At 67.7% G+C, this 19,780-nt stretch carries 17 protein-coding genes; 7 read left to right on the top strand and 10 right to left on the bottom strand.

Annotated features, from left to right (window positions below; all coding sequences use genetic code 11):
* Positions 1-1,644: a chaperonin GroEL gene (groL, locus tag CNE_RS03465; protein WP_013955756.1), complete on the bottom strand. Its 1,644-nt coding sequence runs from the start codon at positions 1,642-1,644 to the stop codon at positions 1-3.
* Positions 1,645-1,689: 45 nt separating this feature from the next.
* A complete protein-coding gene (gene groES, locus CNE_RS03460) occupies positions 1,690-1,980 on the bottom strand; it encodes a co-chaperone GroES (RefSeq protein ID WP_010813047.1) in 291 nt (96 codons plus the stop codon).
* A gap of 347 nt (positions 1,981-2,327) precedes the next feature.
* Here groES and CNE_RS03455 point away from each other — a divergent pair, with 347 nt between their 5' ends.
* The 3 genes from CNE_RS03455 (at position 2,328) to CNE_RS03445 (ending at position 6,511) form a co-directional block, all read left to right on the top strand.
* Positions 2,328-4,079 carry a SulP family inorganic anion transporter gene (locus CNE_RS03455; RefSeq protein WP_013955755.1) on the top strand — a complete coding sequence of 584 codons (1,752 nt, stop codon included), beginning with the start codon at positions 2,328-2,330 and terminating at the stop codon, positions 4,077-4,079.
* 297 nt (positions 4,080-4,376) lie between these two features.
* Positions 4,377-4,787, top strand: coding sequence for a hypothetical protein (locus CNE_RS03450; RefSeq protein ID WP_013955753.1), 411 nt, complete (start codon positions 4,377-4,379; stop codon positions 4,785-4,787).
* A gap of 182 nt (positions 4,788-4,969) precedes the next feature.
* Entirely contained in the window at positions 4,970-6,511 is a 1,542-nt protein-coding gene (locus CNE_RS03445) for an MltF family protein (RefSeq protein ID WP_013955752.1), read from the top strand.
* Positions 6,512-6,589: 78 nt separating this feature from the next.
* On the opposite strand, the gene CNE_RS03440 is transcribed toward CNE_RS03445, so the two are convergent.
* The 3 genes from CNE_RS03440 to CNE_RS03430 all read right to left on the bottom strand — a co-directional run bounded on the left by CNE_RS03440 (position 6,590) and on the right by CNE_RS03430 (position 8,332).
* The gene (locus CNE_RS03440) at positions 6,590-6,877 is read right to left on the bottom strand and encodes a helix-turn-helix domain-containing protein (protein WP_013955751.1); all 288 of its coding nucleotides are present in this window, start codon (positions 6,875-6,877) and stop codon (positions 6,590-6,592) included.
* Positions 6,878-7,066: 189 nt separating this feature from the next.
* Entirely contained in the window at positions 7,067-7,441 is a 375-nt protein-coding gene (locus CNE_RS03435; protein WP_013955750.1) for a cupredoxin domain-containing protein, read from the bottom strand.
* A 12-nt stretch (positions 7,442-7,453) separates the two neighbouring features.
* Positions 7,454-8,332: a metallophosphoesterase family protein gene (locus CNE_RS03430; protein ID WP_013955749.1), complete on the bottom strand. Its 879-nt coding sequence runs from the start codon at positions 8,330-8,332 to the stop codon at positions 7,454-7,456.
* Positions 8,333-8,506: 174 nt separating this feature from the next.
* Between CNE_RS03430 and CNE_RS03425 the strand changes: the two genes are divergently transcribed.
* The gene (locus CNE_RS03425; protein WP_013955748.1) at positions 8,507-9,139 is read left to right on the top strand and encodes an RNA polymerase sigma factor; all 633 of its coding nucleotides are present in this window, start codon (positions 8,507-8,509) and stop codon (positions 9,137-9,139) included.
* Positions 9,126-9,929: an anti-sigma factor family protein gene (locus CNE_RS03420; RefSeq protein ID WP_013955747.1), complete on the top strand. Its 804-nt coding sequence runs from the start codon at positions 9,126-9,128 to the stop codon at positions 9,927-9,929. The genes CNE_RS03425 and CNE_RS03420 overlap by 14 nt, the downstream gene beginning before the upstream one ends.
* Positions 9,930-9,965: 36 nt before the next feature.
* On the opposite strand, the gene CNE_RS03415 is transcribed toward CNE_RS03420, so the two are convergent.
* Complete coding sequence (locus CNE_RS03415) at positions 9,966-12,224, bottom strand: xanthine dehydrogenase family protein molybdopterin-binding subunit (RefSeq protein WP_013955746.1); 2,259 nt, start codon at positions 12,222-12,224, stop codon at positions 9,966-9,968.
* Between the two features lie 16 nt (positions 12,225-12,240).
* Positions 12,241-12,705 carry a (2Fe-2S)-binding protein gene (locus CNE_RS03410; protein ID WP_010813052.1) on the bottom strand — a complete coding sequence of 155 codons (465 nt, stop codon included), beginning with the start codon at positions 12,703-12,705 and terminating at the stop codon, positions 12,241-12,243.
* 333 nt (positions 12,706-13,038) lie between these two features.
* On the opposite strand from CNE_RS03410, the gene CNE_RS03405 reads away from it, so the two are divergent.
* A complete protein-coding gene (locus tag CNE_RS03405) occupies positions 13,039-14,127 on the top strand; it encodes an acyltransferase family protein (protein ID WP_013955745.1) in 1,089 nt (362 codons plus the stop codon).
* A gap of 9 nt (positions 14,128-14,136) precedes the next feature.
* Here CNE_RS03405 and CNE_RS03400 read toward each other — a convergent pair whose 3' ends face one another.
* From CNE_RS03400 to CNE_RS03390, 3 genes are all read right to left on the bottom strand, one after another.
* Complete coding sequence (locus CNE_RS03400; RefSeq protein WP_013955744.1) at positions 14,137-15,024, bottom strand: c-type cytochrome; 888 nt, start codon at positions 15,022-15,024, stop codon at positions 14,137-14,139.
* Positions 15,025-15,123: 99 nt separating this feature from the next.
* The gene (locus tag CNE_RS03395; protein WP_013955743.1) at positions 15,124-15,522 is read right to left on the bottom strand and encodes a nuclear transport factor 2 family protein; all 399 of its coding nucleotides are present in this window, start codon (positions 15,520-15,522) and stop codon (positions 15,124-15,126) included.
* 195 nt (positions 15,523-15,717) lie between these two features.
* On the bottom strand, positions 15,718-15,966 hold the full coding sequence (locus tag CNE_RS03390) for a GNAT family N-acetyltransferase (RefSeq protein ID WP_041227771.1): 249 nt from the start codon (positions 15,964-15,966) through the stop codon (positions 15,718-15,720).
* 405 nt (positions 15,967-16,371) lie between these two features.
* Here CNE_RS03390 and CNE_RS03385 point away from each other — a divergent pair, with 405 nt between their 5' ends.
* Positions 16,372-19,755: a diguanylate cyclase gene (locus CNE_RS03385; RefSeq protein ID WP_013955741.1), complete on the top strand. Its 3,384-nt coding sequence runs from the start codon at positions 16,372-16,374 to the stop codon at positions 19,753-19,755.
* Positions 19,756-19,780: the final 25 nt, after the last annotated feature.

Here is a 19,780-nt window from a genome sequence, read left to right as displayed (position 1 = left end):
TTACATCATGCCTTCCATGCCGCCCATGCCGCCCATGCCGCCCGGCATTGCCGGAGCCGACTCTTCCTTCGGCGATTCGGCAACTGCGCAGTCCGTGGTCAGCATCAGCGAAGCCACCGAAGCGGCGTTCTGCAGTGCGGTGCGGGTGACCTTGGTCGGGTCCAGCACGCCCATTTCCACCAGGTCGCCGTACTCGCCCGAAGCCGCGTTGTAGCCGTAGTTGCCCTTGCCTTCGATAACCTTGGCAACGACCACCGAAGCTTCTTCACCGGCGTTCAGCACGATCTGGCGCAGCGGCTCTTCCATGGCACGCAGCACGATCTTGATACCGGCGTTCTGGTCGGCGTTTTCGCCGGTCAGTGCCGAGATCGCAGCGCGGGCACGCAGCAGGGCCACACCACCGCCGGGGACGATGCCTTCTTCCACCGCAGCGCGGGTGGCGTGCAGGGCGTCTTCCACGCGGGCCTTCTTTTCCTTCATTTCGACTTCGGTGGCAGCGCCAACCTTGATCACGGCAACACCGCCGGCCAGCTTGGCCACGCGCTCTTGCAGCTTCTCACGGTCGTAGTCCGAGGTCGCTTCTTCGATCTGGGCGCGGATTTGCTTGACGCGGCCTTCGATCGCACCTGCGTCGCCGGCGCCGTCGATGATGATGGTGTTTTCCTTGCCGATCTCGATGCGCTTGGCCTGGCCCAGGTCGTTCAGGCCAGCCTTTTCCAGCGTCAGGCCGATTTCTTCAGCGATGACGGTGCCGCCGGTCAGGATGGCGATGTCTTCCAGCATGGCCTTGCGGCGGTCGCCGAAGCCCGGGGCCTTGACGGCGGCGGTCTTCAGGATGCCACGGATGTTGTTCACCACCAGGGTCGCCAGGGCTTCGCCCTCGACGTCTTCAGCGATGATCAGCAGCGGGCGGCCGGCCTTGGCCACTTGCTCCAGCACCGGCAGCAGGTCGCGGATGTTCGAGACCTTCTTGTCGAACAGCAGCACGAACGGGTTGTCCAGCTGGACAACCTGCTTTTCCGGGTTGTTGATGAAGTACGGCGACAGGTAGCCGCGGTCGAACTGCATGCCTTCCACGACTTCCAGCTCGTCGGCCAGCGACTTGCCGTCTTCAACCGTGATCACGCCTTCCTTGCCGACCTTGTCCATGGCTTCGGCAATGCGCTCACCGATCGAGGTGTCGCTGTTGGCCGAGATCGCGCCAACCTGGGCGATTTCCTTGCTGGTGGTGGTGGGCTTGCTGACCTTCTTCAGCTCTTCCACGGCGGCGGCAACAGCCTTGTCGATGCCGCGCTTCAGGTCCATCGGGTTCATGCCGGCGGCAACGAACTTCATGCCTTCGCGCACGATCGACTGGGCCAGCACGGTTGCGGTGGTGGTACCGTCACCGGCGTTGTCGCTGGTCTTGGAAGCGACTTCCTTGACCATCTGGGCGCCCATGTTCTGCAGCTTGTCCTTCAGCTCGATTTCCTTGGCCACGGACACGCCGTCCTTGGTCACGGTCGGGCCGCCGAAGCTGCGCTCCAGCACCACATTGCGGCCCTTCGGGCCCAGGGTCACCTTGACTGCGTTGGCGAGGATGTTCACGCCTTCGACCATCTTGGCACGTGCGGCGTCGCCGAACACTACGTCTTTAGCTGCCATTCTTGAATCTCCTGAAATCTGTACGGGTGGCGGTCAGTCGGTGAATTACTTGTTCACCACGGCCATGATGTCTTCTTCGCGCATGACCAGCAGTTCCTGGCCTTCCACCTTCACTGCCTGGCCGGCGTACTTGCCGAACAGCACGCGGTCGCCGACCTTGACGTCGAGGGCGATGTTGTTGCCCTTGTCATCCTTCTTGCCAGGACCGATTGCCAGTACTTCGCCTTGATCGGGCTTCTCGGCAGCGTTGTCGGGAATCACGATACCGGACGCGGTCTTGGTTTCGTTGTCCAGACGCTTCACGATCACGCGGTCGTGCAAAGGACGCAGATTCATACGGACTCCTAGATGCAAAGTGAGTTTTTAATCACAAATCGGCCGGCTACCGAGGCGACGGCCGTCTGAAATGTTCAGGTGCCGCAAGGGGCGCTTTCATGCTGTTAGCACTCACCCCCGGCGAGTGCTAATTATAGGGACGGGGTATGGTCATTTCAAGACAGGGACTTAATACGGGTTTTCCCTCGGACGTGAAATTCTCGTGGGATATGGCCTTGGAGAACTCCTGAAAGAGGAGCTTTAGCCACTTAATGTGCATTTGCCGCTCCGTGTAATTTCGACCAAACTGTACATGGGTCGCCGCACGACAACGACAAACATCAAGCCCGCCGCCCGGATCACCCTCCATGAACGTGGAATCCCACTCCCGTCGCCGCAACCGCGCCGGTGGCGATCCCTGCCGCACCTTGCGCAACTCGGCCGGCGTGCTTGCATTGCCGTGGCCCGAGTGGCTGCGTCACTACCACCGCGACTGGCTGAAGCCCGATGTCATGGCCGGGCTGACCGTTGCGGCAGTCGTCATCCCAAAGGCTCTCGCCTACGCCACCATCGCGGGCCTGCCGGTCGAGGTCGGACTCTATACGGTATTCGCGCCGATGCTGATCTACGCCATGCTGGGAACCTCGCGCCCGCTCAGCGTCAGCACCACGACCACGCTGGCGATCCTGGCAGCAGCCGCGCTTAGCGATACGACGACGGCAGGCGGTACCGCGAGCTTGCTGACGGCTTCGGCCACGCTCACCTGCCTCGTGGGCATCATCCTGGTCGCCGCGCGCTTGCTGCGCCTGGGCTTTGTTGCCGATTTCATCTCCGAGCCCGTCCTGGTCGGCTTCAAGGCCGGGATCGGGCTGGTGATCGTGGTGGACCAGCTTCCGAAGCTGCTCGGCATCCATTTCCAGAAGGGCGCGTTTTTCCACAACCTCGCAGCCATGGTCCAGGGCGTTCCCCACGCTTCGCTGGCAACCATGGCCGTTGGGGTCACGGTCCTGGCGCTGCTGATCGGCATGGAACGCCTGGTGCCGCGCGCGCCGGCACCGCTGATCGCGGTGGGGATCGGGATTGCGGCAGTCGGCCTGCTCGGGTTGCAGTCCCATGGCGTTGAAACCGTTGGCCATGTCCCGACTGGCCTGCCGCCCCTCACGCTGCCGGATCCCGATCTGATTATGCAGCTCCTGGTGCCGGCCATGGGCATTGCCCTGATGAGCTTTACGGAAACCATCGCAGCCGGACGCGCCTTCGTGCAGAGCGGCGAACCCGCGCCGGACCCGAACCGCGAGCTGCTGGCCACGGGGTTCGCCTGCCTGGGTGGCGCATTCCTCGGCGCGATGGCTGCCGGCGGCGGAACCACGCAGACCGCGGTGAACCGCCGCTGCGGCGCCAGATCGCAGCTGGCGGGACTGATCACCGCGGCCGTCGCGCTGGGCGCGATGCTGGTGCTGGCACCGCTGATCGGCCTGATGCCGGAGGCCGCGCTGGCGGCAGTGGTCATCGCCTATTCGGTGGGACTGATCCAGCCGGCGGAGTTTCGCGCCATCCTTGGCATCCGGCGCACGGAGTTCCTCTGGGCAGTGGTAGCCTGTGCCGGCGTCGTGCTGCTAGGGACGTTGAACGGCATTGCCGCCGCCATCATTGTTTCGCTGCTGGCGCTGGCCTACCAGACTTCCGATCCGCCAGTCTATGTCCTGGCACGCAAGCCCGGCACCAATGTATTCCGGCCGCAGTCCGCCGAGCATCCCGCCGACGTGACCTATCCCGGCATGGTGATGCTGAGGCCGGAGGGCCGCGTTTACTTCGCCAATGCGAGACACATCGGGCACAAGATGCGGCCCATCATTGCTGCAGCGAATCCCCGGGTGGTGGTGCTCGACCTTGTCGGCGTCTTTGACCTCGAGTACACGGCGCTGCGGATGCTAACGGAAGCCGAAAAGAAGATGCGCGAAGGCGGCGTGATGCTCTGGCTGGTGGAACTGAATCCCAATGTGCTGGAGATGGTTCGGCGGTCGTCCCTTGGGGACACACTCGGGCGCGAGCGCTTGTTCCAAAGCATGGATCTTGCGGTCGACCACTACCTTGCAAACCAGACCGCTACGCCCACCTGAAGCGCGATGGCGCTGGGCCAGCCATCGTACTGGCGCAAGGCGACATCGCCGAGCGCGAACCGTGGCGACGGATGGCGTGCGGCGTTGGCTCCGCTGTCGCAAGTGCGCAACATCTTCGTCACTGCGCGCTTGTAGGAGTATTCCGCCCCCGCTTCGGCGCTTGCCCGACAGCGCAACACCGCCTCGCTGCCTAGACTGAGGGCACCGTTGCATTCCCGTTTCGGCAGGGATGTGCGGCCTACGCCGCGCCGGCGCATCCGTCGCCGGCGTCTCGGACAACGACTCCGGAGGTTCTCCATGGATCTGAAACAGCCCGCTCGCCTTCCCAAGATCGTCGGCGCGATTGCCGCAGGACTGGCAGGCCTCACTTGCGCCACGGCGATTGCCCAGACACCGGCCAGCCCGGCCACGCCGGCAACTCCGGCCGCCGAGGGCATGCCGGCCACCCCGGCAACCCCAGCCGTCCCTGCCGCCGCGGCAGGCTCCCAAAGCGCATCGCCTGGCATGACCCAGGTTCAACCACCCAAGGATCCACTGGTCGAGCGCCGAGAGGCACGCCAGAAGGCCTCGGCCGAGTACAAGGCCAAGAAGAAGGCGGCCAAGGGCGAGTACAAGCAGGACGTCGGCGCTGCCAAGCAGGAGCGCAAGGTCGAGAACAAGGCTGCGGACGCAGTGGCCAAGGACCAGATGGCCGCGCCTAAGCAATAGCGCCAGCCGGCGCAGAACGAGGTGGCCGGGATCAGCCGGCCACCTTCATTTTTTTTGCCTGTCGTCTTCCCTCCTTTTGCCCGCGGGAACATCGGGGGTTGGCGGCTTGTAACAAGCCGGATCGCGCCTAGACTCGATAAGAGCAAGTCGCGCGCTTTTTCGCCCGGCTTGCCATCTGCGCCATGCCCGCTCTCCGTCCGCACCACTGGTTTACAGGCCTGCTCCTGTCAGGCCTGATGGCCGCGTTCAGCCTGGGCAGCACGTTTGCCGTAGCACAGCAGAAGCCGGCGCCGGCGTCGGCACCCGCGGCGGCGCCGGCTGCGAAAGCCGCGGCCGGCACGGCAGCGCCCGCGAAGCCGCGCGGGCTGAACCTGGCCAACAAGCCGCGCACCGGCGACTTCGACGTGATGGTCAACAGTCGCGTCATCCGCGTGCTGGTGCCTTACAGCCGCACCCTCTACTTCAGCGACAAGGGCCACGAGCGCGGAATTACCGCGGAACTGGTGCGGGAATTCGAGCGCTACCTGAACAAGACCTACACCAGTCGACTTGGCAAGCGCCCGCTCACCATCATCATCATCCCCACCACGCGCGACCGCCTGCTGCCCGACCTGGCGGCGGGCCTGGGCGATATCGCCGCCGGCAACCTGACCGAGACCGAGGCACGGCTGAAGATGGTCGACTTTGCCGCGCCGCGCGACCGCAAGCCAGTGCGCGAGCTGATCGTGACCGGCCCCAAGTCGCCGGCGCTGAAGAGCCTGGACGACCTGGCAGGCAAGACCGTCCACGTGCGCCGCGCAAGCAGCTACTACGAAAGCCTGACCGCGCTGAACGAGCGCCTGCGCCAGTCCGGCAAGGCGCCGATGCACCTGGTGCTGCTGCCCGATGCCCTCGAAGACGAAGACGTGCTCGAGATGGTCAATGCGGGCCTGCTGGCGATCGTGGTGGTCGATGACTGGAAGGCGGCGATGTGGGCGCAGATCCTGCCTGACATCAAGGTGCGGCAGGACCTGGCGGTGCGCGAAGGCGGCTATATCGGCTGGGCCTTCCGCAAGAACAGCCCGCAGTTGCGGCAGGCAATCGACGATTTCTATATCAACCACGTCAAGAAGCAGGGCGTGGCGGAATACCTGATCAAGCAATCCATGCGCCGGGTCAAGCAGATCAAGAACAACACCGAGGACGCCGAATACAAGCGCTTCCAGCAGACCGTTGCCTTCTTCGAGAAGTACGGCAAGGACTATGGCTTCGACCCGCTGATGCTGGCGGCACAGGGCTTCCAGGAGTCGCAGCTCAACCAGCAGGCGCGCAGCCGCGTGGGCGCCGTCGGCATCATGCAGATCATGCCCGCCACCGGCAAGGAACTGAATGTGGGCAATATCAAGATGGTCGAGTCCAACATCCACGCCGGCGCCAAGTACATGGACCGGCTGATGACCAAGTACTTCCCCGACGCGCACTTCTCGGAATCGAACCGGCCGCTGTTCGCCTTCGCCAGCTACAACGCCGGGCCCGGCAATATCGCCAAGATGCGCAAGGAGGCTGCGGCGCGCGGGCTGGACCCCGACAAGTGGTTCAACAATGTCGAGATCGTGGTGGCGGAGAAGATCGGCATCGAAACCACCACTTATGTGCGCAACATCTTCAAGTACTACGCGGCCTACCGGCTCATGGAGGACAGGGAAGCCGCGCGTGAGCGGGCACTGAAGGAAGTCCGGAAGTAGCCTGCCGCCGGCGCCCGCGCTGGCGGGACGGCGGTGGAACCGGGCCGCGCCGACCTGCGCCCGGCCACACAGCAAGGATCAGTCGGCCAGGCCGCTGCTGTCGATATAGCCCAGCGCATCACGCACCGCGCGCCGGGCCTTGAGCACATAGCAGACCTGGCGCTCGCGGATGGACAGTGCCACCACTTCCGCCTGCAGCAGTTCCTGGAACATGTGTGCGGCACGCGGCAGGCTCAGCCCGGCCAGTTGCGCCAGAGCGGGGGCGGGCAGCCCGTCCTCGCCGGCTTCCAGCAGCGCGCGGCAGATCCTGGCCCGCGCGGGTTCGGTCATCAGGGCAAGCGTCAGCGCGCTCTCTTGGGTCTCCATGGCCACACCTCGATCCTCTGGCGTTGTGCTCCGCCGCCCACCACGAGCGGCTGCCGGCCCTCTCCGGGTGCCGTTTCCCAACGTTCTACGCGGCTCGCAGGGCAAAGGCAATAGGGCCGCCCACGGGCTGCGCGATTACAACACCAGCCGTCACGCCCGCGGGCTCGCCAGGGATCCGGCGGGCGGCGCCTACATGACCTCGATCACGCCGTTCATGGTCTCGTGCCCCGATCCGCAGAAGATGTCGCACAGGAAGCCGTAGTTGCCGCTGCCGCGCGCCGTTGCAGGCAAACGCACGGTCGCGCCTGGCGGCACGTCGGCACGCACACCGAAATCCGGCACGCTGAAGCCCATGATCACGTCCTGTGCCGTCAGTTCGAATACGACCGACTCGCCGGCACGCAGCGGGATGTGATTCGGGGTAAAGACGAACTTGCGCGCGTGGACGCGAATGACGCGCGGCGCCGCCGCATCGCCCCGGCCGGTGCCGGCCAGCACCGCCGCCCCGAGGCCAAGCATCCAGGCCAGCGCCGTGCGCCGCCCGACCATCGATGACATTCTCATGGCTGGCTCCGGTCAGGTCGCGATCGGCTGCTCGGCCAGCGCGAACGCGCCGGGCGCCGCTTTCGCTTCGACCTCGCGCCAGCCCAGCCCGCGATAGGGCTGCGCGGCATCCCACGGCACCGGCAGGCGCTGCGGCTGCGAGCCCGGCGGCGGCAGCGGGAACATCAGCGAGCGTGCGGCGTGATGCGCAATGTGGCCGGTCGTGTGGTGATGCTCCTGGTGGATGTGGCCGTAGAACACGGTCACGTTTGGATAGGGCATCAGGGTGTCGATCACCTGCGCGCCGTCGCGCGTGGCCCAGTCCCATTGCGGATACAGGTCGAACAGCGGGCGGTGCGTGAACACCACGATGCGCGCGCCCTTTGGTTGCCGCGCGAGGTCCGCGCCCAGCCATGCGCGCTGCGCATCCCCGACCCGCCCCGCCGGATCGGACACGTTGTCGAGCACGACAAAATGCACGCCTTTGTGATCGAAGGTGTAGTGCGTCGGCCCGAACAGCTCCTGGTAGGCCGCGCCCGCGTCGAGGCTGGCGTCGTGCTCGCCCGGCATCAGGTGGATCGTCCTGACGCCCAGGCCGGCAATCACGGACTGGAACTCGCGCAGGCGCCGGCGCCGCTCCTGCGGATCGTCGGTGGTGTGGGTGAGATCGCCGGTGAACATGATGAAGTCGGGCGGCTGCCGCAGCGCATTGACGGCGGCGATGGCCTTGGGCAGCGTGCCGCGCGCATCGGGATTGGCCGGCCCCTGGAAGCCCCAGTGTGCGTCCGACAACTGCACAAAATAGAAGTCCTCATCGCGCCCGAAGGCCCAGCCCGGCAGCCCGGAGGCAAATACCGCGCCGCCGGCGGCGCCCGCCAGCCTCAGGAAATCGCGTCGCTTCAGTGTGTCCATGGTGCCTCCGTCTGGTTGCAGGGATGTGCCTGTCATACCGGCTTGCGGGAAGCTTTATTCCCGGCAATGCGGAACCGCAGAAAATCCGCGCGCAGCGGGAATAGACTGCATGGAACGCCGGTATACACAGGACGTGCGCCACCGGCGCCGGCGCACAAACCGACCAAGGCACGCATGGATCACGCATCCGACGAACGCCGCCGCTTCGATGAGCTGGTGCTCCCGCAACTGGACGCCGCCTACAACCTCGCGCGCTGGTTGTCGGGCAGCGCCAGCGAGGCCGACGACGTGGTCCAGGAAGCCTTCCTGCGCGCTTACCGGCACTTTGGCAGTTTCCACGGCGAGCAGCCGCGGCCGTGGCTGCTCGCCATCGTGCGCAATACGTGGTTCACCACCTGCCAGAAGCGCAAATCGGCCGGCGAGGTGTGCAGCTATGACGACTTGCACGAGAACCAGCCACTGCCGGCCTGGCACGATGGCCAGGACAGCCCCGAGCAGTGGTTGCTGCGGCAGGAAGACGTGCGTCTGGTGCACCGTGCGCTGGAGCAGCTTCCGGTGGCCTATCGGGAAGTGCTGGTGCTGCGTGAACTGGAGGAACTGCCCTACCGCGACATTGCCCGTGTCGCGGATATCGCCATTGGCACGGTCATGTCGCGGCTCGCGCGCGGGCGGCGCATGCTGGCGGCGGCGGTGACGGCGCTGCAGCAGCAGGGCACGGCGCAAGAGCCGGCACACGCTCGCCCGCCATCCGGCGCGCTGGCGCCGGCACCGCACCCCGCCGGGGAGACAGGTCATGGACTGCAATGAGGTTTGCGAACTGCTTCCCGCCTGCGCCGACGACGAACTCGGCGCGGCGGAAAGCCTGCGCCTGGAGCAGCACCTGGCGCAATGTGCCGCGTGCACGGCCGAACTGGGACGCCTGCGCGCGCTGCGCACGGCGGTACGGGAAGGCGCGACTTATCATCGCGCAAGTCCCGCCCTGCGCGCGCGGATCGCTGCCGCGCTGCCCGCGGCCCGCATGCCGGCAGGCGGTGAGGCATCGCACCCGCGCTGGATCGAGTGGTTTGCCTGGCGCCCGGCCGTCAACGCCGCGCTAGCGGCACTGACCGTGGCCTCGATGGCGTTCGGGTTGACGTTGTTCATGTTGCGGGATTCCCCGCAAGACGCCATGGCGCGGGAGGTGGTCAGCAGTCACGTGCGTGCGCTGATCGCCGACCACGCCATCGACGTGGCATCGACGGATCGGCACACGGTCAAGCCGTGGTTCAACGGGCGGCTCGACTACGCGCCGCCGGTCCATGATATGGCGGCTGAAGGCTTCCCTCTCGTCGGCGGACGGCTCGACTACCTGCACGGGCAGCGGGTGGCGGTGCTGGTCTATCGACGCAACCAACATCCGATCGATGTGTTCGTGCTGCGCGGCGCGGGCGCGCGCAAGGCGGCGCCGGGCTTCGACAGCACCCTGACCCGGCAGGGCTACCAGATCACGCACTGGCAGGCAGGCGGCATGGACTACTGGGCCGTGACCGATGCCTCGGCGGCCGACCTGCAACGCTTCAGCAAGGCATGGCGCATGGCCGGCGGCGGCACGCCATAGCGCTCGCGCCGCCGCCGGTCATCGTGCCAGGCCCGTCTACGCCATCACGAACGGCAACTGCCGCTGGCGCTTGCCGGTCAGCGTGAACAGCGCATTGGCTACCGCCGGCGCGATCGGCGGCACGCCCGGCTCACCCAGGCCGGTGGGGTTCTCCTGCGAGGGCACGAAGAACACGTCCACGACCGGCGCATCGGTGATGCGCGGCGGCGGGAAGTCCGTAAAGTTGCTGTTCTTCACGGCGCCGTTCTCGATCTCGATGGCAAACCCCGGCTTCGTCATCGCTAGCCCGAAGATGCACGCGCCCTGGATCTGGGCCTCGGCCGACATCGGATTGACCACGCGGTTGGCATGCACGCCGGCGGTGACGCGATGCACGCGCGGCTCGCCCTTCACCACCGAGACGTCGACCACATACGCCACCACGGTGTTGAACGACTCGTGCACGGCCACGCCCCAGGCATGGCCCTTGGGCAGCTTGCGCTTGCCGTAGCCGGACTTGTCCACCGCCAGCTGCAGCGCGGCGCGGTGGCGCGCGTGCTTCTTCTCGTCGAGCCGGGCCAGGCGGAATGCCACCGGGTCCTGCTTCGAGGCCGCGGCCATTTCATCGGCCAGGGTTTCCTTGACGAAGGCGGTATGCGTATTGCCCACCGAGCGCCACCACAGCACCGGCACGTCCACCTGCGGATGGTGCACAGACATCTGCAGCGGCAGGTCATAGTCGTTCTCGACGATGCCCTCGGTCATGGTAGCGTCCACGCCGTTCTTGACCATGAAGGGCTCGAATGGCGTGCCCTTCAGGATCGACTGGCCGACGATGGTGTGCTGCCAGCCCACCACCTTGCCCTGCGCATCCAGCCCGATGCGGGCGCGGTGCAGGTGCAGCGGGCGGTAGTAGCCGCCGCGGATATCGTCCTCGCGGCTCCAGACCACCTTGAGCGGCTCGGTGTGGCCGGCGGCCACCCAGGCCTTGAGCACATTGGCCGCCTCCACGATGTAGTCCGAGGTCGGCACCGCGCGCCGGCCGAAGCCGCCGCCGGCCATCATGGTGTTGAGCACCACCTTGTCCGGCGCCAGCCCCAGCGTGCGCGCCACCGCGGCCTGGTCCACGGTCTGGAACTGCGAGCCCACCCAGACCTTGACCGACTGCACCTTGCCGCCGGCCACTTCCGGCTGCAGCGTGCAGTTCAGCGGCTCCATCGGCGCGTGCGCCAGGTACGGGAAGCGGAAGTCGGCATCGATCTTGCGCGCGGCACCGTTGATGGCCGAGCCGATATCCCCGCTCCCCGCGCGCGCCACCGTGCCGGGCTGGCCGGCCAGCTTTGCGTACTCATCGAACAACGCCTGCGACGACACCTTCGAGCCCGCGTCTTCCCACTGGATGTCGAGCGCATCGCGGCCCATCTTGGCCGGCCAGTAGCCGCTGGCAATCACCGCCACGCCGCTGCCGCCGCGGTCGACCGGCACCTGCAGCACGCCGCGCACGCCCTGCACCGCGCGCGCCTTGTCGGCGCTGAAGCTCTTGACCTTGCCGCCAAAGCGCGGCGGGCGCGCCACCACGGCCACCACCATGCCCTTCAGGTGCGTGTCGATGCCGAACGGCGTGGTCGCTTCCATCTTGCCGCGCGCATCCAGCCGCGGCGTGGGCTTGCCGACGATGCGGAACTGCGACGGGTCTTTCAGAGTGACCCGCTGCGGCACGGGCAGCTCCATCGCCGCGGGCGCCAGTTCGCCGAAGGTGGCACGATGGCTGCCGGACGTGATCACGCCCTGCTCCACCTTGCAGCTGGCCGGATCGACCTTCCACTGCTGCGCGGCCGCCGCCACCAGCATCGCGCGGGCGCGCGCGCCCAGTTCACGGTATTGCTCGAACGAGTGGTTCAGCGCCGTGGAGCCGCCGGTCATCTGCATGCCGAAGGCGGGGTCCTTGTACGGGTCGCCAGCCGGCGCCAGCGTGGCGCGCACGTTGCGCCAGTCGGCGTCCAGCTCTTCGGCCAGCGCCATCGGCAGCGCGGTGTGCACGCCCTGGCCGAACTCGAGCCGGTTCACGGCCACGGTTACGGTGTTGTCCGGCGCGATGATCAGGAATGCTTGCGGCGCCGGCGGCGGCGCCTTGGGCTTGGCGCCCTCCTGTGCCTGCGCCAGCGGGGCCACGCCCAGCGCCAGGCCGCCGCCGGCCAGGCCGGTCAGCTTCAGGAAACTGCGGCGGTCCAGCGTGGCCACGCCGGTGTTCGGGCGGGCTTCGCCGCTATTGCCGGCCTGGCCGCCCGCCAGGGCTTCGATGCCTCGGATACGCATATTGGTTTCCTCCCGCTCAGGCCAGCGCGCGGGCGGCGTCTTTGATCGCCGCGCGGATGCGCTGGTAGGTGCCGCAGCGGCACAGGTTGCCGGCCATGGCCTGGTCGATGTCGGCGTCGGTAGGCCGCGGCTTGGTGCGCAGCAGGCCGATGGCGCTCATCACCTGGCCGTTCTGGCAGTAACCGCATTGCGCCACGTCGTGCTTGAGCCAGGCGTCCATCACCGCGCGCCCGACCTTGTCAGTGCCGATGCCTTCGATGGTGGTGATGCGCGCGCCGGCAGCGGCGGATACCGGCGTCACGCAGCTGCGCGTGGCCTGGCCGTTGACGTGCACGGTGCAGGCACCGCATGCGGCCATGCCGCAGCCGAACTTGGTGCCGGTCATTTCAAGGTTGTCACGCAGCGCCCACAGCAGCGGCGTGGACGGGTCCACGTCGACTTCACGGGTCTTGCCGTTGACGTTGATATTGAGGGTGGTCATGGGGGGACACTCCTTGGGTACGTTGCCCGCTGGTTCTTTCCAGTGCCCCCCCGCCGGGCGCAATCGTGCGGCGCGCGGGCACTGCCCATGCGCCGCAGCCTGGCGCAAGGGACAAGTGAGGATAGTGCAATTTCGGTCACCTTGCCGAACACCATGCGCACTAGCCTGCCCCCGGATCGACTTTGCACGAACTTTGGGCATGCGGCGGCTGTCCCTCATGAATCCCTTCGCTTTCAGATTCCTGTCGCTGAAACAGTGCCATCGACTATTCCAGATCACACTTATCCCGGCGCCTCCGCGGCACCGGTCCCGCACGCCACCGCTGCCACGCGCGTGCCGGCGGCCCAGTCCCCGTCAGTCGCGCGGCTCGACAGCATCCAGGCCCTGCGCGGGCTGGCCGCCGCGTTCGTGGTGGTCTACCACTCCGGCCTGGCGCTGGGCGGCGCCGATGCGCCGGCGCTCAGTTGGCTGACCGACAACGTGATCAAGCGCGGCCATGTCGGCGTGGACGTGTTCTTTGTCATCAGCGGCTTCATCATCGCCTGGGTCGCGGTGCTGGCCCGGCCCCAGCCCGAACGCCCGCTCAGCTTCATGATCCGGCGCTGCTGCCGGCTGGCACCGCCGTACTGGACCATGTCGGCCATCCATGCACTGCTGCTCAATCCGGTCACACCAGCGGTGTTCGCGGCGTCGCTGGCATTCCTGCCGACTGCCACCGGCCACGCGCCGTACTACGGCTATCCGGCGCTGTACGTGGGCTGGTCGCTCAACTATGAGCTGGCGTTCTACGCCGCCTTCGCGCTGGGCCTGCTGCTGGCCGGGCGGCGCGCGCTGCTGGTGGTGCTGGCGGCCTTTGCGTTGACCACGCTGGTGCTGCCGTGGTGGCGCTTCGGCGCGCTGGCGGCCGATCCCGCGCAGAGCTACCCGTTCGCCACGCCGTGGCTGGCCATGGCCAGCAATCCACTGGTGCTGGAATTCCTGCTGGGTTGCGGGCTGGCGTGGGCCTACGCGCGCTGGCGCCACCTGCTGACGCCGGCCATGGCAGTGGGCATGCTGGCAACCGGTTGCGCCGCGTTCGCGCTGTCGCTGCCGCTGGTCGGGCCCGACTTCAGCCTGGCCGGGCGCGGGCTGCCCGCGGCGCTGCTGCTGGCCGGCGCCGTGGCGGCCGAGCACACCGGCGTGCTGCGCGTGCCGCGCGCGCTGGTCTGGCTGGGCGAGCTGTCGTATGCGCTCTACCTGACGCACCCCACCGTGATCGAGGGCGTCAAGCGCCTGATGCCTGAACTGGCGCCCGACCAGACTGCGCTGCAGCTGCTGCGCTTTGCCATCGATGCCGGCCTGGCGCTGGCGCTGGCCCTGCTGCTGCACCGCTGGGTCGAGCTGCCCGGCATCGCCGCCGGCCGGCGGCTGGCGCGGCGCTGACGCGCGCGCTCAGCGCTGCGGCATGCCGGTCAGGAACAGATAGAGCGCGGTCAGGTCGGTATCGTTCATGCGTCCGAACGAATCGAACGGCATCACGCGGCTCACTGCGCTGCCATCGGGCCGCTTGCCGCTGCGCATCATCGCGATAAAGGCCGAAGCCTGGCCGTAGCGCGACATGGCGCCGCCCGGCACGGGGCGCAGGTCCGCCGCGGGCGGCCAGTCGGGCGGCCCGCCCGGGATCTTGCCGCCGCGGAAGTCCGGCCCGTGACACCCCAGGCAGGCATTGGCGACGTAGCCGCCATAGCTGGCCGTGGGCGCCGGCACCATTGCAGGCTGCACCGGCAAGCTGTGGTCGATCTTGGCGGCCGCGTCCTGCACGATGCCCACACCGTACAACGCCCGCACCAGCCATGGCATGCGGATCTCCGCGGGCGCCCCCATCGCCGGCGGCAGGCTGCGCAGGTAGCCCACCAGCGCGCCCAGGTCCTCGTCGCTCAGGCGGTTGTAATCCTCGCTGGGCATGATCAGCAGCGGCCGGTGCGAGGGCGCCACGCCATGGCGGATGCTCCGCACCCAGTCAACCGGCTGGTAGGCGGCAATGGCCGGATTGGCTTGCGTCAGGTCCGGCGCGCGCACGCGCAGGCCGCCGGGATCGTCGATCACCTGCTTGCCGCCGGCGCCGGCGCCGTGGCACTCCATGCAGCCGCGCGATTCGAACAGGTACTTGCCGTGGGCAATGCCGGCGGCGTCTTCACGGATGGCGATGGGTGAAACCTTGACCGCGACAATGCGCGCCGCCTTGCGCTCGCCAACCCATACCGCGGCATAGGCCGCCACGGCCACGACAACAACCGTGCCGGCCAGCCCCCATGCCGCCACCCGCAGAAATCGCGCCATTTGCTCTCCCCTGTCCGCCGCACTGGATGCAGCAGCTTGCGGCCAGTGGGCGGGGGGCTGTCGGTGGGGCAGGCCACATAGCGGCGGCGCGCGCCCCGGTCAGGCCAGCCCGGCCGGGGCCCGGTCGATGAAGCCGGTCATGCGCGCGAGCCGGCCATCGGCGGAAATCGTGGCGAAGTCGGTGCCGACCACCAGCGCCGGCTCTCCCGCCGGGCCCAGTTCCCAGGTAAAGCGCAGGTGTTCGCCGTGCGCATCGACCGGGCTCACGCGGGTAAAGCGGAACCCGGGGAATTTCCCCTGTACCGCGGCGATCATTGCGTCAATGCCAGCATGGCCGTCGCCGCGCATCAGCGGATCGGCATAGCTTGCCGATTCCGTCCACGCCAGCGCGATCAGCTCGCGCCGGCGCGCGGCGTCGGTCTCGTTCCAGGCGGCAAGGTAGCGGTCGGCAAGGGCGGCGGGATCGGCAGTGACTTGGGCTTGGATGGCGGCAGACATGGCGTACTCCTGGTCTTGGTTGGGAATCCGAGAAGGGCCTGGGGTCAGGCCATGTCTGCATGATGGGCGCGGCGGGGCCGCGGCGCGATTACCGGGGAGGTTATCGGCGGGGTTATCGGGGCTGTGCTGGAACTGCCGCCCCTAAGCAGGCGAAGGGTGCCTCCTAACCGCTTGCACGCGGTGGAGGCGTTTTGCTCAGTTGCAGCAAAGCTCGAAGCCGAGCTTTCGGAATAGCTGCTGCGAGACATCGTTGCCTGGGGAAATCCTGGCCCGGCAAATGGAAAAACCCTCAAGCGCCGGCGCTCGGATGCAGCGGCACAACAAGTAGAAGCCCAAACCCCTTTGCTGTGCGCCCGGGGCAACCGCGATCAACGCGATGACGGGAGCCTTGTACAGAAGAAAATCCGTGGCTAGAACCGTCCCGGCCAGCTGAGCGGTGTTCATATAAGGATGTCAAGAAACCTCGTACCGGAAGATCGCAAGATCCAGGATCGAGCCTGGCGCAAGCGCGTTCCCAAAGAGGTTCTGCGGACTTGTCTGTTGATTGAATGCTGGCACGCATGGCCGTTTGTCCTTCCCTCATCGAGTAGCCCGCACTGCCTCTTGCGTCGGACAGCTGCCAGGCTCCGCTTCCACCTCCTACCAAAAAATCGCCCCAAACACCAGTGGCAACAAGGCCCCGAACCTGCCCGCTGTCCTGCCGATGGCCGGCCCGCCATCCCCCCTACAGTGCCCTCTACGCTGGGCGGCAGTCCGTCCGCGCTTCCGGGGCCGTGCCGCCCCGGGCGCGCCGGGCAAGCCGCCTCCTTCCCACCCAGACGCACCGCCTTTTTTGCATCGTTCTCGTCCATGACGCCCGACACGGCCCCGCCGAGCCACCAGGCCGCTCCAGGCCCTTCCGCCCCGCAGCGCCGCTGGCTGCCCTTGCTGCTGGCCGGCGCCGGCTATTTCGTGCTGGCGGCGGCTGCGCTGTGGCTGGCGCGGCTGCCCGGTACCGTGGAGGCGGTGTGGCTGCCCAACGCCTTCGGGCTGGGCCTGCTGCTGCACCGACCGCGCGCGGAGGGGCCATGGTTGCTGGCGGGCATGATGGGCGCCAGCGTGCTGGCCAACTACGCGGCCGGCGACAGCGTCGCCACCGCGCTGATGCTGACCGGCGCCAACCTTGCCGAGATGCTGTTCGCGCTCGGGCTCCTGCGCCTGCTGGACCGGCATGCCGTCCTGGGGCGGCACGGTCCGCTGGCCGCGTTCGCGGTGATGCTGGCGGTGGGCGGCATCCTGGCGCCGGCACTGGGGGCCACTGCCGGCGCCATGGCCATCGCCACGACCCATGGCACCAGCTTCGCCTCGGTCTGGTGGACGTGGTGGCAGGCCGACGCGCTCGGCGTGGCGCTGTTGCTGCCGATGATGTTGTCGATGACGGCGGTGCGCGTGCGCGCTGCCATCGCGCGGCCGCTGCTGGCGCCGCAGGCGGGCGCGCTGGCGCTGTGCTTGGCCATCGGCGCCTTCGCGCAGTGGCAGGGCCATGACCCGTTTGCCGCGATGTCGCTGCCGCTGGTGCTGGTGGCACTGGCCGGCAATCCGTTTGCCACCGCGCTGCTGACGCTGGTTGCCACGCTCTGCCTGCAGGCGCTGATGCTGCTCGCGCACCGCCATGAAGCGGTGCCGCTGTCGGCGGCGGTAATCATGGTGTTCCCGGTCTGCATCGCCTACCTGACCGAGCAGAACCGGCACGGCCGCGCCAGCCTGCGCAGCAGCGACAAGCGCTTTCGCCAGGCCATGGAGCATTCGGCCATCGGCATGGCGCTGGTCAGCATGGACGGCCGCTGGCAGACGGTGAACCGTGCCATGACCGAGCTGCTGGGCTACGGCGCGGCCGAGCTGCGCGAGTTGAGCTACCAGCAGCTGACCCATCCCGACGACCTGACCGGCGACCTGTTCCAGGTCGACAACCTGCTGTCCGGCAAGATCGAGTCCTACCGCCTGGAAAAGCGCTACCGCCACAAGGACGGCCATTACCGCTGGGTCCTGCTGGCGGTATCGCTGGTGCGCGACGAACAGACCGGCGAGCCGCAGCACTTCATCACCCAGGTGGAAGACGTCCACGCGCGCAAGCTGGCGCAGCAAGAGCTGGAACGGCTGTCGCGCCGCATCCAGCTGGCGGCTGAAGCCGGCGGCGTGGGCATCTGGGAGTGGGACTTCACCAGCGCCGGCATCACCTGGGACGCGCGCATGCACGCGCTGCACAGCACCGACCCCGCGGGCGGTGCGCCAGTGGTGGAGCAATGGATCGCGATGCTGCATCCGGACGACGTCAGCCGTGTCAGCGGCGAGATGCGCCAGGCCATCCGCGGCGAGGCGCGGTTCGATACCGAATACCGCATCGCGCGTCCCGACGGCAATGTGCGCCACGTGCGCGCGATGGCCATGGTCACGCGCACCGACGATGGCACCGCGAAGGCCCTGGTCGGCACCAACTGGGACATCACCGAGCAGCGGCGCCTGACCGAGGCACTGTTCGAAGAGAAGGAACGCCTGCACATCACGCTGCGTTCGATCGGCGATGCCGTGATCTGCACCGATGCGGCCATGCACGTGACCTTCATGAACCCGATTGCCGAACAGCTGACCGGCTGGACCATGGCCAGCGCCAACGGCCTGCCGCTGGAGCGGGTCTTCCGCATCGTCGACGAAGCCACCGGCGACCCCATCCCCAGCCCGGTCGAAGCCTGCCTGCGCACGCTCGCGCCCGCCTACCTGCAGGACGGTGCGGTACTGCAGAGCCTGACCGGCGAGCGCCACGACGTGCAAGACTCGGCCGCGCCCGTGCTGACCGCGCGCGGCGAGGTGCTGGGCGCGGTGCTGGTGTTCCAGGACATCACCACCGCGCGCGCGCTGCAGCGCGAGCTGGCGCGTTCAGCCATGCACGATGCCTTGACCGGGCTGCCCAACCGCACCTGGTTCGAGAAGCGCCTGCGCGAAGCCTGCGACGCGGCGCGGCTGCACGGCCACCGCGCCGCGCTCTGCTTCATCGACCTGGACCGCTTCAAGATCGTCAACGACACCGCCGGCCACGGCGCCGGCGACGTGCTGCTGCGCGAACTGGGCTATATGATCCGCAACCACGTGCGCCCCGACGACGTGCTGGCGCGCCTGGGCGGCGACGAGTTCGCGCTACTGCTCAAGGACTGCACCGTCGACCAGGCCGAGCAGGTCTGCCAGGGCGTGATCGATGCCATCCGCGGCCGCCGCTTCCCGTGGGAAGGACGCGTGTACGACGTCGGCGCCAGCATCGGCATCGCCGCCATCGACCTGGACGTGCCTCCGGTCAGCGAACTGATGAGCCGTGCCGACGTGGCCTGCTACGCCGCCAAGGCCGCCGGCCGCAGCCGCGTCTCGGTCTACCGCCGCGACGAGAGCGATGCCCGCCGCCACCACCGCGAACTGGAAGTTGCCGCCGGCATCCATTCGGCGCTTGAAGCCAACCGCTTCCGCTTGTTCGCGCAGGAGATCCGCGCACTGCAGCCCGAGCAGAACGAAGACGGCGCCGAACACCGCCATATCGAGATCCTGGTGCGCATGGTCGATGAGCACGGCGAGCTGATCATGCCCGGCGCCTTCATTCCCGCCGCCGAGCGCTACGACCTGATGGGCCACGTCGACCGCTGGGTCATCCGCAACGTGCTGCGCGGCTACGGCGAACGCCTGGGCGCCGTGCCCGGGCTATCGGTATCGATCAACCTGTCGGCCAACTCGCTCGGCGAGCCCTTCCTGCTGCCCTTCCTGCATGCCGAGCTGGAGGCCAGCGCCCTGCCCGCCAGCCGCATCCGGCTGGAGATCACGGAAACCGCGCTGATCAACAACATGGCCGCGGCCAACCGGCTGGTGGCGGAGATGCGGCGCGCCGGCTGCACCGTGTCGCTGGACGACTTTGGCTCGGGCCTGTCGTCGTTCGCCTACCTGAAGCAGTTCCCGGTGGACTTCCTGAAGATTGACGGCAGCTTTATCCGGCAACTAGCCGACAACGCGGTCGACCGCGAGATCGTCAGTTCGATCAACGACATCGGGCACCGGCTGGGGGTGCGCACGGTGGCGGAGTGGGTGGAGGATGAACGCACCCTCGACGCGCTGCGCGCGATCGGGGTGGACTATGCACAGGGGTATGTGATCGGGCGGCCGGTGGCGCTGGACGTGTTCCTGGCCGGATGCCAGCAGCGCGACGCGCAGGCATCGTAGCCAGGGTGCCGGGCCATGATAAATT

Source organism: Cupriavidus necator N-1 (assembly GCF_000219215.1).
Lineage (GTDB): Bacteria > Pseudomonadota > Gammaproteobacteria > Burkholderiales > Burkholderiaceae > Cupriavidus > Cupriavidus necator.
The sequence above is the reverse complement of the archived record's forward strand: the minus strand, read 5'-3'. Positions and strand labels throughout refer to the sequence as shown.